This window comes from Bradyrhizobium sp. 187, from assembly GCF_023101005.1.
In the GTDB taxonomy this organism is placed as follows: domain Bacteria; phylum Pseudomonadota; class Alphaproteobacteria; order Rhizobiales; family Xanthobacteraceae; genus Bradyrhizobium; species Bradyrhizobium canariense_D.
The window spans coordinates 3,278,773-3,290,860 of record NZ_CP064693.1 but is presented as its reverse complement, the minus strand read 5'-3'; the positions used below and the strand labels follow the sequence as shown (position 1 = coordinate 3,290,860).

At 63.5% G+C, this 12,088-nt stretch carries 16 protein-coding genes and 2 pseudogenes; 5 read left to right on the top strand and 13 right to left on the bottom strand.

All coding sequences use genetic code 11. The features are described from left to right. Window positions 1-51: 51 nt before the first annotated feature. The 3 genes from IVB19_RS15575 to IVB19_RS15565 are packed head-to-tail and all read right to left on the bottom strand — an operon-like array spanning window position 52 to window position 2,803. Window positions 52-1,275, bottom strand: a complete 1,224-nt coding sequence (locus IVB19_RS15575) for an ABC transporter substrate-binding protein (protein ID WP_018459152.1) — start codon at window positions 1,273-1,275, stop codon at window positions 52-54. A gap of 33 nt (window positions 1,276-1,308) precedes the next feature. Continuing rightward, window positions 1,309-2,055, bottom strand: a complete 747-nt coding sequence (locus IVB19_RS15570; protein WP_007609233.1) for an ABC transporter ATP-binding protein — start codon at window positions 2,053-2,055, stop codon at window positions 1,309-1,311. After that, window positions 2,048-2,803: an ABC transporter ATP-binding protein gene (locus tag IVB19_RS15565; RefSeq protein ID WP_018459153.1), complete on the bottom strand. Its 756-nt coding sequence runs from the start codon at window positions 2,801-2,803 to the stop codon at window positions 2,048-2,050. The genes IVB19_RS15570 and IVB19_RS15565 overlap by 8 nt, the downstream gene beginning before the upstream one ends. Before the next feature lie 336 nt (window positions 2,804-3,139). On the opposite strand from IVB19_RS15565, the gene IVB19_RS15560 reads away from it, so the two are divergent. Next, window positions 3,140-3,823: a PAS domain-containing protein gene (locus IVB19_RS15560; RefSeq protein ID WP_018459154.1), complete on the top strand. Its 684-nt coding sequence runs from the start codon at window positions 3,140-3,142 to the stop codon at window positions 3,821-3,823. Window positions 3,824-3,826: 3 nt separating this feature from the next. Here IVB19_RS15560 and IVB19_RS15555 read toward each other — a convergent pair whose 3' ends face one another. After that, window positions 3,827-4,201: an ArsC family reductase gene (locus tag IVB19_RS15555; RefSeq protein WP_018459155.1), complete on the bottom strand. Its 375-nt coding sequence runs from the start codon at window positions 4,199-4,201 to the stop codon at window positions 3,827-3,829. A gap of 107 nt (window positions 4,202-4,308) precedes the next feature. Here IVB19_RS15555 and IVB19_RS15550 point away from each other — a divergent pair, with 107 nt between their 5' ends. The 3 genes and pseudogenes from IVB19_RS15550 (at window position 4,309) to IVB19_RS15540 (ending at window position 6,309) form a co-directional block, all read left to right on the top strand. After that, window positions 4,309-4,680: a tRNA-binding protein gene (locus IVB19_RS15550; protein ID WP_018459156.1), complete on the top strand. Its 372-nt coding sequence runs from the start codon at window positions 4,309-4,311 to the stop codon at window positions 4,678-4,680. Window positions 4,681-4,892: 212 nt separating this feature from the next. Continuing rightward, complete coding sequence (locus tag IVB19_RS15545; protein WP_018459157.1) at window positions 4,893-5,525, top strand: TetR/AcrR family transcriptional regulator; 633 nt, start codon at window positions 4,893-4,895, stop codon at window positions 5,523-5,525. A 3-nt stretch (window positions 5,526-5,528) separates the two neighbouring features. After that, window positions 5,529-6,309, top strand: a pseudogene (locus tag IVB19_RS15540) (sulfite exporter TauE/SafE family protein). A 2-nt stretch (window positions 6,310-6,311) separates the two neighbouring features. On the opposite strand, the gene IVB19_RS15535 reads toward IVB19_RS15540, so the two are convergent. From IVB19_RS15535 to IVB19_RS15490, 9 genes and pseudogenes are all read right to left on the bottom strand, one after another. After that, complete coding sequence (locus IVB19_RS15535; RefSeq protein ID WP_026233746.1) at window positions 6,312-7,016, bottom strand: glutathione S-transferase family protein; 705 nt, start codon at window positions 7,014-7,016, stop codon at window positions 6,312-6,314. 93 nt (window positions 7,017-7,109) lie between these two features. Continuing rightward, window positions 7,110-7,253 carry a hypothetical protein gene (locus IVB19_RS15530; RefSeq protein ID WP_162847292.1) on the bottom strand — a complete coding sequence of 48 codons (144 nt, stop codon included), beginning with the start codon at window positions 7,251-7,253 and terminating at the stop codon, window positions 7,110-7,112. Window positions 7,254-7,367: 114 nt separating this feature from the next. Continuing rightward, window positions 7,368-8,033: a DUF429 domain-containing protein gene (locus IVB19_RS15525; RefSeq protein WP_018459161.1), complete on the bottom strand. Its 666-nt coding sequence runs from the start codon at window positions 8,031-8,033 to the stop codon at window positions 7,368-7,370. 34 nt (window positions 8,034-8,067) lie between these two features. Further along, window positions 8,068-8,412 carry an alkylhydroperoxidase AhpD-related protein gene (locus IVB19_RS15520; protein WP_018459162.1) on the bottom strand — a complete coding sequence of 115 codons (345 nt, stop codon included), beginning with the start codon at window positions 8,410-8,412 and terminating at the stop codon, window positions 8,068-8,070. Between the two features lie 3 nt (window positions 8,413-8,415). After that, a pseudogene (locus IVB19_RS40425) lies at window positions 8,416-8,937 on the bottom strand (RNA polymerase sigma factor). Continuing rightward, complete coding sequence (locus IVB19_RS15505; RefSeq protein ID WP_026233747.1) at window positions 8,934-9,143, bottom strand: YgaP family membrane protein; 210 nt, start codon at window positions 9,141-9,143, stop codon at window positions 8,934-8,936. The pseudogene IVB19_RS40425 and the gene IVB19_RS15505 overlap by 4 nt, the downstream one beginning before the upstream one ends. A 98-nt stretch (window positions 9,144-9,241) precedes the next feature. Further along, a complete protein-coding gene (locus IVB19_RS15500) occupies window positions 9,242-10,426 on the bottom strand; it encodes a serine hydrolase domain-containing protein (protein ID WP_026233748.1) in 1,185 nt (394 codons plus the stop codon). A 74-nt stretch (window positions 10,427-10,500) separates the two neighbouring features. Next, window positions 10,501-11,193 carry a GNAT family N-acetyltransferase gene (locus IVB19_RS15495; RefSeq protein WP_018459165.1) on the bottom strand — a complete coding sequence of 231 codons (693 nt, stop codon included), beginning with the start codon at window positions 11,191-11,193 and terminating at the stop codon, window positions 10,501-10,503. A 4-nt stretch (window positions 11,194-11,197) separates the two neighbouring features. Next, on the bottom strand, window positions 11,198-11,545 hold the full coding sequence (locus tag IVB19_RS15490) for a Lin0512 family protein (RefSeq protein ID WP_026233749.1): 348 nt from the start codon (window positions 11,543-11,545) through the stop codon (window positions 11,198-11,200). 161 nt (window positions 11,546-11,706) lie between these two features. Between IVB19_RS15490 and IVB19_RS15485 the strand changes: the two genes are divergently transcribed. Then, a complete protein-coding gene (locus tag IVB19_RS15485; protein WP_018459167.1) occupies window positions 11,707-12,060 on the top strand; it encodes an MmcQ/YjbR family DNA-binding protein in 354 nt (117 codons plus the stop codon). Window positions 12,061-12,088 lie beyond the last annotated feature (28 nt).

The following is a 12,088-nucleotide window of genomic DNA, read 5'->3' as shown; positions in this document are numbered from 1 at the left end:
CGGCGTTCCCTGAAAGTCGCCCGCAGGCCTGATGGCCTGCGGGCGGTTAGCTTACTTCTTCAAGAGCGCGCACTTGCTCTCGGACAGCGGCGTGAAGGCCTGGTCGCCCGGCACCGTGCCGACCAGCTTGTAGAAGTCCCACGGTCCCTTGGACTCGGAGGGCTTCTTCACCTCGAACAGATAGGCATTGTGGATGGTGCGGCCGTTGGGCTGGATCTCGCCCTTGCCGAACAGATCGTCTTCCGTCGGCATCGACTTCATCTTCTCGACGACCTTGACGCCGTCATGCGGGTTGCCGCCGAGCGCTTCCAGCGCCTTGAAATAGTGACGCACGCCCGCATAGACGCCGGCCTGCACCATGGTCGGCGGCGCGTTGTTCTTCATCTTCTCGGCGAAGCGCTTCGAGAACGCCCGGGTCTGGTCGTTCATGTCCCAGTAGAAGGTCTCGGTGAAGTTGAGGCCCTGTGCGGTCTCGAGCCCGATCGCCTTGACGTCGGTGAGGAACAGCAGCAGCGCCGCGAGCTTCTGGCCGCCCTTGACGATGCCGAACTCGGCCGCCTGCTTGATCGTGTTGGTGGTATCGCCGCCGGCATTGGCAAGGCCGATGATCTTGGCCTTGGAAGCCTGCGCCTGCAGCAGGAAGGACGAGAAGTCCGGCGTGTTCAGCGGGTGCTTGACGCCGCCGACCACCTTGCCGCCATTTGCGGTAACGACAGCGGTGGTGTCGCGCTCCAGCGCCGCGCCAAAGGCGTAGTCCGCGGTCAGGAAGAACCACGTGTCGCCGCCGGCCTTCACCAGCGCCTGGCCGGTGGTGTGGGCAAGCATGTAGGTGTCGTAGGTCCAGTGCACCGTGTTGGGCGAGCACTGCGCGTTGGTCAAATCCGAGGTCGCCGCGCCCGAGTTGATATAGACGCCGTTCTTTTCCTTGATGACGTTGTTGACCGCGAGCGCCACGCCGGAATTCGGCACGTCGACGATGAGGTCGACCTTGTCGACGTCGAACCATTGCCGCGCGATCGCGGTGCCGATGTCGGGCTTGTTCTGGTGATCACCCGAGATGATGTCGATCTTCCAGCCCTTCGCAGCCAGACCCGAATCTTCAATGGCCATCTGCGCGGCGAGCGTCGAGCCCGGCCCGCCAAGATCGGCATAGAGCCCGGACTGATCGGACAGCGCGCCGATCTTGACGGTCTTGTCCTGCGCGAAGGCTACGCCCGCGGTGGTCACGGCCAGCGCCGTGCCGAGCAGAAACGACGCAATCGACTTTGTCATCATGCTACTTCCCTATGAATCTTCTTGTTGGCAGTTCTAGACACCGAGATAGGTGTGGAGCTTGTCCATGTTGGCGGCGAGCTCCGCATTGGAAAATCCGTCAATGATCTTGCCGTGCTCGACCACGTAATAGCGGTCAGCGACAGTGGATGCGAACCGGAAGTTCTGCTCGACCAGGAGGATCGTAAAGCCCTCCTTCTTGAGCCGCGCAATGGTGTGGCCGATCTGCTGGATGATGACGGGCGCGAGACCCTCCGTCGGCTCGTCCAGCATCAGGAAGTTCGCGCCGGTGCGCAGGATGCGCGCGATCGCGAGCATCTGCTGCTCGCCGCCGGAGAGTTTGGTTCCCTGGCTGTTGAGCCGTTCCTTCAGGTTCGGAAACAGATCGAAGATCTGCTCGAGCGGCAATCCGCCGGGACGCACCACCGGTGGCAGCAGCAGGTTCTCGCGGACATCGAGGCTGGCGAAAATTCCCCGCTCTTCCGGGCAGAACGCGATTCCCATCCGCGCGATCTTGTCCGAGGTCGTGCGGATGATGTCCTGGTTATTGAACTTCACCGAGCCGGTGCGCTTGCCGATGATGCCCATGATCGACTTCAGCGTGGTGGTCTTGCCGGCGCCGTTGCGCCCGAGCAGGGTGACGACCTCGCCCGCGTTCACGTCGAAGTTGATCCCGTGCAGGATGTGGGACTCGCCGTACCAAGCTTCGAGGTTGCGGACCTGGAGGAGGTTGCCCCCACTCGCGGCCTTTGCGGGAGCTTCCGCCGTTGCAGTCTCAGCCATGACCGGCTCCCAGATAGGCTTCCTTGACGCGTTCGTCCTTGGTGAGCTCGCTGTAATGGCCTTGCGCCAGCACCTGGCCGCGCGTCAACACGGTGATGATGTCGGAGAGATTGGCAACGACGCTCAGATTATGCTCGACCATCAGGATGGTGTATTTCGCGGAGATGCGCTTGATCAACGCCGCGATCTTGTCGATGTCCTCGTGGCCCATGCCGGCCATCGGCTCGTCCAGCAGCATCATCTCCGGGTCGAGCGCGAGCGTGGTTGCGATCTCCAGTGCGCGCTTGCGCCCGTAGGGCATCTCGACCGCGGGCGTATTGGAAAACTCGCTGAGGCCGACATCGTTCAACAGCTCGCGCGCGCGATCGTTGAATTGGTTGAGGACGGACTTGGAGCGCCAGAAATCGAAGGAGCTGCCGTGCTGGCGCTGAAGCGCGACGCGCACGTTTTCCAGCGCGGTGAGATGGGGAAATACCGCCGAGATCTGGAACGAGCGAACCAGCCCCAGGCGAGCCACGTCGGCGGGCGCCATCGCGGTGATGTCCTGCCCCTTGTACAGGATTTTTCCGGCAGACGGTTTGAGGAACTTGGTCAAAAGATTGAAGCACGTCGTCTTGCCGGCGCCGTTCGGGCCGATCAACGCGTGAATGCTCCCACGGCGAACCTTGAGCGCAACGTCGCGGACGGCGAAGAAGCCCGCGAACTCCTTGGTCAAGCCTTCCGTTTCGAGAATGAACTCATCGGCCAAACAGTTTTCCCCCTGCCCGCACAACGCGCGTGGCTATCCTTGTTGCTTCGGCTTTCCGGAGGCCCTTGGAGCCACTCCCTGGAGCCCATCCGGAACGCCGCCTCCGGGCGCGGAATATGCCGGAGGTGACGGGGGTTAGGCAAGGCGGAAAGCTGAGCAGGTCAGGCCTCCGGCCGGGAGACTTATGCTCCCTTAGTCGGACATGTTTTGATGTCGCGCCTGCCCGGCTTCCCGGTTCGCAAAGCGCCGGTCATCAAGCCGTCGTTAACGGTCTTTCGTTCCATGCGCCAGCCTTCATAGAAAATTTTCCCGCAGCGAGGATCATGCGCGGGTTTCATGCGTCCGGAATTTCTATTCGCCGGGAATATTGTCTTGGATTTTGCAAGCGCGGCTCCTTCCGTGGTCAAGTCGATCAGGCAGCGTGATCTCCTGAACACGTGGCTGCGGCTCTATGCGCGCGAGCAGACGGCCCCGGCGATCTGGGAGTACCAACCTGCGCGGCTCGAGGAAGAGCTCTCCGATCTGATCTATTATACGGTGGATGCGTCGATGCCGACACCGCGTCTGACCATCCAGAGCGAAGGCACGCGCATCTCGCGCGCCTATGGACACACCGGCAAGGGCGTTCTGCTCGACGACTATATCGGGCCGCGTCTCGCGCCCCTGGTGATGCCGGTCTATCATGAATGCGTGGCGCGTGGGCTGCCTGTCTACAGCGTTGCCGACGTCGATGACATCTACGGCCGTATCGTCGCCTATGAGCGCCTGCTGCTGCCGTTCCAGAGCGACGGCAAGGTCTGTCACATCATCGCGTCGCTCAAGACCTTCTGCGAGGACGGCGGCTTCGAGATCAAGAATCTGATGCGCGGAAATGACGCGCTGCCGCGCCCGAGATTGCGCGCGGTGATCGACCACGACCTGTTCCATCGCACCCCGGGCCGCATCGCGCCGGCCGAACTGGTCGAGTTCGCGGACCAGCAGGGCTCAGGTGTTCCCACCGAGATCATCGAGCTGAACTAGCGGTCAGCGCGATTTGGCGGCGGCTTCCTTGGTCGTGACTTCCTTGGCATAGATCTCCGGCTTGAAGCCGACCAGCAGCTTGCCGCCGACTTCAAGCACCGGCCGCTTGATCATCGATGGTTGCGCTAGCATCAACGCCAGCGCCTTTTTCTCGGAGAGGCCTTCCTTGTCGGCATCGGGCAGCTTCTTGAAAGTCGTGCCGGCGCGGTTGAGCAGCGTCTCCCAACCGACCTTCTCGCTCCACTGCTTGAGCTTGTCCTTCTCCACGCCCGCCGTCTTGTAGTCGTGAAACGCGTAGGCGACGCCATGGCTGTCGAGCCAGGCGCGCGCCTTCTTCATGGTGTCGCAGTTCTTGATGCCGTAGATGATGTTGGGCAAAGCGTTCCTCGCGCATGCGTCGTATCGTGATCCCAAGGCGTTGTACGCAACTCCGGTTCGCGCGACAATATTGCGAAAACGATGCCAGCTCTTCGAACGGACACTCCATGCACGTCACCCACGATCCAGCCGCGACCGCATCGCCGACCATCGACTTCGACACTTTTCTCGCGGTCGATATCCGCGTCGGCACCATCGTCGATGCAAAGCCGTTCCCCGAGGCGCGCAAGCCGGCCTGGCGGCTGTGGATCGACTTCGGTCCCGCGATCGGCGTGCGCAAGAGCTCGGCGCAGATCACCGAAAATCATCCGCTTGAAACGCTAGTGGGCCAACAGGTGGCTGCGGTCGTGAATTTCCCGCCGCGCCAGATCGGCCCCGTTGTCTCGGAGGTGCTGACCCTCGGTTTCCCCGATGCCGACGGCAAGGTCGTGCTGGTGCAGCCGAGCAAGCCCGTGCCGAACGGCGGACGGCTGTTCTAGCACCGCGCGCTCAAGGGGCGGTTCCTGGCCGCCGGGGGCGCCCTTTAAGGTTCACCTCCTCGTTCCCGGCCCCCGGTTCCTCGGGCTTGACCACGATACTCTTTGAGCTAAAATGACTGACTGATCGTTTTTTATCTTATCCAGTGCTACGGAACCGCTTGTCCTGCAGAACGACTAAACGATTGATCTGTCAGTTTTTTGTGGATGGCCGAATGCCGAAAATCAGCGACAAGCAACGTGAAGGCCGGCGGCAGCAGATTCTCGAAGCCGCCCTTGCCTGCTTCGCCGAGGACGGTTTTCACCAGACCGGGATGGCCGACATCGTCAAACGGTCGGGGCTGAGCCACGGTGCGGTCTATCTCTACTTCCAGAGCAAGGACGATCTGATCGAGGCACTCGCCGACGACCGGCATCGGCGCGAGGCCGTGCTCAATTCGGTCGCGCAAGGATCCGGCGATCCGATCGAAGGACTTCACGCGCTGGTCGGCGTCTACGCGCAATGGCTCACCGACTCCGCCGGCGAAGCGCGCCGCCGTGTCGGCATCCATGGCTGGGCCGAAGCCCTACGCAACCGCCGCGTCCGCACCAGCGTCGTGGAAGGCATCGACATACCCCGCGCCCTGATCGTCGCCCTGGTCGAGCGGGGCCAGCATGGCGGCCTCATCAAACGCGATCTCGGTGCGGAAGCGATCGCGCGCGTGCTGATCGCGATCTTCCAGGGTTTTGTGCTGCAAAAATGCTGGGGCCAGGATTTTGACATCGAGGCCTGCATGGCGGCCGTGACCAGCGTGATCGATGGATTTCGCACCACAAAGGCCGACGTCAAGCGACGGACCAGGAGCTGAGCGATGTCGTGGGTCCATGACCTGCTCGCAGGATTGGGGTCGGCCTCATCGGCGGCTGACATCGGGCTTCATGGGCACGAGTCCCGGAGGCGGCCTCGTGATTTTCAGCGTACTGCTACTGGGCGCCGAGCAACACGTCGCCCAGGGGACATCGCTGATCACGCAGGTTCCACCGACGGGACTCGCGGGCGTTCGCCGCTACTGGCAGAGCGGCAATCGCAGCCCGTTGCTGTGGATCGTCTGGATCGGCATCGGGTTTCTCTTCGGCGGTGCCGGCGGCGGCTACGCTGCGGCCGCAGTCTCCGACTCGGTGTTGCAATGGACCTACGTCGTCTATCTCGTCGCGCTGATCGCTCTCCTGATCCTGCGCAGCGACCGCGAGGAGAAAAGCAATGAGACCTGCGACCGAGACAAGCTGCCTTGGCTGCCGCTGCTCCTCATCGGCATGCTTGCCGGATTTTCCTCCGGCTTCATGGGCATCGGCGGTGGGCTCGCGATCACCGTCGGGCTCGCGGCGGGCCTGCGGGTGCCGCAGCATCAGGCCCAGCTCGTCAGCCTCGTCTTCTCGGTCATCCCGACCAATATTCCGGCGGCCTGGATCTACTGGAGCAAGGGCCTCATGGTCGGCTGGCCTGCCATCATCGGCATCCTTGCCGGCCTCTGGGTCGGCACCGATCTCGGCGCACGCGCGGCTAATGGCGTCAGCAAATCGGTGCTGCGCCGGGTCATGATCGCCCTCATCTTGCTGATGGCGCTCTACATGACCCACAAGGCGCTAACCTGATCTCACGGCCGCTTCGGAATGTTCAGCCCGCGCTCGACCGCCGGACGCGCCAGCCCGCGGTCGAGCCAGGCGGCGACGGATTTGAACTGGCTGAACTCGACGAGATCGCGGGCGCCGTAGAACCCGATGAGGTTGCGCACCCAGCCGAGCATGGAGATGTCCGCGATGGTGTAATCGTCGTCCATGAACCATTGCCGGCCGGCAAGATGCATCTCCATCACCCCGAGCAGCCGCTTGGCTTCGCCCACGTAGCGCTCGAGCGGCCGCTTGTCCTCGAAGTCCTTGCCGGCGAATTTGTGGAAAAAGCCGACCTGGCCGAACATCGGCCCGATGCCGCCCATCTGGAAATGCAGCCACTGGATGGTCTGATAACGGCGCGCGGCGTCCGGCGGCAGCAGCTTGCCGGTCTTCTCCGCGAGGTATTGCAGGATCGCTCCGGACTCGAACAGCGGCAGCGGCCTGCCGCCGCGACCATCGGGATCGAGGATCGCCGGGATCTTGCCGTTCGGATTGAGCGAGAGGAATTCCGGCGTCTTCTGGTCATCCTTGCCGAAATCGACGAGATGGACTTCGTAGGGAAGCCCGATCTCTTCCAGCATGATCGAGACCTTGACGCCGTTCGGCGTCGGTAGCGAATAAAGCTGGAGCAGCTCCGGGTGCTTGGCCGGCCAGCGCTTGGTGATGGGAAAGGCGGACAGATCGGACATCAGGACCCCGGCTTCGTTCATGAGATGCCGCCTAGTCTAGGCGAGCGGACGAACGACGCAAGGTCGAGTAGTCAGGTCATTTTCCCGTACAGGTCACAACGGCCGCAGCAAATGGTTGGTGGCGTGCATCACATCGCGCTGTGCGCGTTGCTCGATGAAGAGCTGGCCGGTGACGAGCAGTGCTCCGGTGAAGACGAGCGCAAGCATCGCGGTCGCGAACTGACTGACATCCCTCATCGGACGAGCTTCTCCGTGTTCGGTTCGCACGAGGAACGCGGGCCAGCCGGCGTCTGTTCCTGCAAGCTTCAAATAAATTGCAGCTTTTTCCCGGACCCTCGCACCCCGACGACCTCAATAATTGATCTCCATCCGCAAGCCTCGCGGATCGGGCTCCTCCCCGCCGAATCGCTGCGTGCTGTCGCGTGCCGCGATCGCGCAGGCACAGGCGTCGATCAGATCGTCACGGCCGATGCCGGTGCCATGTCGTTGCGTCAGCCATGTCGGCAAGCGCCCGAAGCCGTGCTGCTGCAGGAGTGCGATGCGCTGCCCGCGGCCCTCCGCCGATGTCTTCTTTGCAAGCCGTACCCGCCCAGCCAAATTCCAAAAAATCAATTGCGGATGGGCTTCGCCGATGGTCGTCTGCCGCGCCGGCGTCATGATCGCGTCGACGTCCCTGATCTTGTCCCTGATGTTCCAGAGCTGCGCCGATACGCCCCTGCCCTTGCGTTCGCGCTCCCAGTAGTGGCGATTGGCTGCCGCCATATCGGCGAACGTCCAGAGATCGCGGCGGGCGCCGAGAAACACGGCGGGACCGACCAGCTCGCGTGCGCGCAAATCGCAGATGCGATAACCACTCCATTTCAATCCGATCGGCATGTCGATCATCGCCCGGGCATGCGGCAGCGCGAGCAGCCGCTCAAGACCCGGCGAATAATCAAAGCCGTGATCGCCGCGCTGGTCGATCCAGGCGACGACCCAGCCGAAGCGAAATCCGTCGAGGCCGAGATAGTTTGGCAAGTTCCTGATCTCTGCGGGACATCCGCCCGCTCCTCTATCCCAGTTCCTCGCCCCGATGTCGCTCGAGCAGGCGCTGCGCCAGCAACGCGTGGCCGAGCGTGCCGCCGGCGCGAACCGCGGCCGCAATCAACGCGGCTTCCGCGATTTCTTCGCGCGCGCCGGCCTTCGCCGCCTGCGGCGTGTGCACGTCGAGGCAATAGGCGCATTGCGTGGTGAGCGCGACCGCGAGCGAGATCAGCTCGCGATATTTTGGCGGAACCAATCCGTCCTTGCGCTCGACCGCGTGGTTGAACGCAAGGAACGCGTTGGCCTCGACCGGCGCGAGCGCCACGAACGCCGGGATAGATTTCAGGTCGTCACGGCTTTGATAATCGGTCATGGCTCATCTCGTCAGATATTCGCGCATCAGGGCGCGGGCGCGATGCAGACGTGCCTTCACGGTCTGCCGGGTCGCGCCGAGCGCGACGGCGATCTCATCGATGGTCATTTCCTTGACGTCGCGCATCAGCGCGACGTCGCGGTAGTGCGGCGGCAGCGCCTCGAAGGCCGCCGCGATGTCGATCCGCAAATCGGCCTCAGAACGCGACAGCAGCAGCGCCTCCGCCTCTCCGTCGTCGATCGCCGGCGCGAGGCCTCCTTGCGGGCAAGTCGCAAGCATTCGCGGCGGACCACACTGAACAGCCAAGCCGAAACCGCCAGCCACGAGCGGATCGTGCCGACACGGCGAAACAGGATCCACAGCGCCTCCTGCGTCGCATCCTCGGCGTCCGCCGAGCTGCGACAGGTGGCGCGGGCGTAGCGGCGGATGTTCGGTTGCGCCGTCTCGAGCAGAGACGCGATCGCCTGGGGATCGCCGAGGCGCGGCGGCCTCGAACAGGTCCGGCGAGATCACAGCGGCGCTCACGACATGCCTCCCCTTCCGATGCCGGCCATCGCACACATCGGACAATAGCCGACGAGGCCGGTCAGCGCGAAGCCGGCACCGCCAAGTGCAACCAGCCACGCCGCAGCGCCGGTGAGATACACGACCGCCGCGACCGCCACCGCGACGCCAAAGGCGATCCGCACGGCCTGATGCAGGCCGCCGATGTTCTTTCTGTAAAATGCCATCACATTCTCCGAGATGAGCCGAAGCAAAATGCCTCGACCGTCAAGAGAGGGCGCGACGACCGGAAAGGATTCGCGGCAACCTGCAATTTTTTTCGCGATCAGCCTCCGACGGCCTGATAGGCCAGACGCTTGAACTCGAAGAAGAACGGATTCCAGAAGCCCATGTAGCGTTGCGTCATCAGCACACCGGCGGTATTTGCCTGCGGGCAGATCCACCAATGGGTGCCGGCAAGGCCGCCCCACTGGAATTCGCCGGTCGAATTCGGGGGATCGAACGGCATCGGCGCGAAGGTGACCGCGCCGCCGAGGCCAAAGCCCTTGCCGGGGATCGGGCCGAGATTGGCGAAGCGGATGTTCTCGCCGGCGGGCAACTGGTTCGTCATCATCTGCCGCAGCGTCTCCGGCTTCAGCAGAGCATCCGAGCCGGGGAGCAGCGCCCGTATCAAAGCGAGCATGTCGGGCAAGGTCGAGACCAGTCCGCCGCCGCCCGACAGCCGCGGGAATTGCCGCCGATAAGCCTGCGGATAAGGCAGGTCGTCGGCCCGGGTGAGGCCGGGCTTCATGGGATCGAGGACATCCGTGCCGTTGTAGAGCGCGACCAGCCTGCCCTGCTGCGCGTCCGGCACGTGGAAGCCGGTGTCGGTCATGCCGAGCGGCTCGAAAATGCGCGCCTTGAGCACGGCGTCGAGCGGCTTGCCGGAGACGACCTCCACGACACGCCCGAGCACGTCGGTCGCAACCGAATATTCCCAGGACGCGCCGGGATGAAAGGACAGCGGCAGATCGGCGAGCTGGTCGATCATGTCGGTCAGCGGCGTCAACGGATTGAGAACGCGCGCCTCGTTATAGCCTTTGAACAGCACCGTGCCGGGATCGAAGATGCCGTAGCTGAGGCCGGAGGTATGGGTCAGAAGCTGCCGGATCGTGATCGGGCTCTTCGCCGGTTCGACGTCGGCAAGGCTCAACGCGCCCGGCTTCAGAACCTTGCGATTGCCGAGTTGCGGCAGGAATTTCTCGACAACGTCATCGAGCCCGATGCGGCCTTCCTCGACCAGCAGCATGATCGCGCAGGTGACGAAGATCTTGGTATTGGAGAAGGCGCGAAAAATGTGATCGGGCCGCAGCGCGGTGCTGGTCTCGCGATCGGCGAAACCGACGCATTGCTGATCGACGACCTCGCGGCCCCGCAGCACCGCCCAGGATGCACCCGGAATGATCTCCTGATCGACGTAACGCTGCATTGCTGTCCGTGTGGCGGAAAAATCAGGTGTTCTGGCGTCCATGTGTTTCCCCAATGATGGATGGGATCGATATAGCGTGAATTCGCCAGATATGAAGCCTGACCGGACGGCGCGGCTCATCTCTGCTTCATGAACGCAGTCACGTGCAGGCGGCGCCGAGTCCGCATCCCCTGCCGCTGGTACAGCGCGATGGCCGACGAGTTGCTCGAGAACACGTGCAGGAACGGAATTTCGCTGCGCGCCTCGATCTGCCGCGCGACCGCCGCCAGCAGCGCCTGCGCGTAGCCCCGCCCCCGATGATCAGGGTGGACGCAGACGGCCGTCATCTCGACGAAATTGCCCGGCTTCATGCGCTCGCCGGCCATCGCGACCAATTCGCGGCCGGCGCGGATGCCGAGAAACGTCCCGAGTTCGTGCGTGCGCCGCGCGAATGGACCGGGCTTCGTCAGCTCCGTCAATGCCATCATGGCGGGAACGTCGGCTGCACCCAGCCGGACGATCTCGGCATCGCGAAGCGGGCTATCGGCCGGGGAGCCGATCATCTGCTCGCAGGGTCCGGCCAGCACGACCTTGAAACCGGCGGGAACGTCGACGGCCTCGGGTGTGAACAGCGCGGCGACCTGCGAGCCCGACAGGAGATTGCCGAGCTCGGCAAAGCTCGTCTCGGACATGTCGACTATGTCGGCAAAAGGCGTCACGTCCACCGGATAGCGCAGCGCTCCCGGGCCACCCTCGGCCAGATGTTTGTGGCTGGTCGTCAGCGCGCTCCAGATCGGGCGATCCAGTAGGGTCACGTCACCGTCGGACACCGGCCTAGTCCTTATCGAAGCTGACGATGACGGCGGCATTGGCGATGAGGATGGGGTCGTTACCCTGCTCCGCAGCCGAGGGAATCTCCAGCCCGCCCTTCACCGCGTTGACGGTGACGGTGCCGTAAGGCAGCTCCTTCGCGACCGCGTCCTTGTCGACGGCTTCGGGATTCGGCACCGCGATCGTGACGTCGACGAACATGTCGTTCGCAGTCTTGTCGATCATCCGGAAGAAGCCGAGGCTCGAATGCCTGATGGCATCAGAAACGGCACGCTTCGCCGCCTTGGTGGCGTCCCTGCCGTGAACGTCGACGCCCATCCCCATCTCGGTGATACAGCGAATGCGAGCCATGACCTTATTCCTGTGACTGATTGAGTGATGTGGAGTGTGGGGGATCGGACGGCACGATACAAGTGGAGTCGTTCCTCTCGTATCCCGGACGCGTGCGGCACGCAGAGGCGCTCCATCGTTGCGGCGTTGCAAGCCGCGTGCGCTGTGCTATCGCTCGGGCCATGACTCCCAAAACTTTCGAAACCCGCTGCCTGCGCCTGCCCGCCGTCACCAAGGTGGTGCAGTGGGAGGGCACCTCCGTGTTCAAGGTCGGCGGCAAGATGTTCGCACTCGGCGGCGGCTTTGCCGCGCGCTCCGGCGGCTACATGTTCAAGGTCTCGAACATGGCCTATGCGCTGCTGATCGAGCACGGGCTTGCGCGGCCGGCGCCGTATCTGGCGCGCGCCAAATGGGTGCAGCTCGTCGGCAACAACGCGCTGCCGGACGCCGAGCTCGCGGCCTATCTGGCGCAGGCGCACGCGCTGATCGCGGCGAAACTCACGCGGAAATCCCGCAAGGTCCTGGGCCTGGATTGAAGCGCAGTTCGCTGGTGAAGCGAAAACG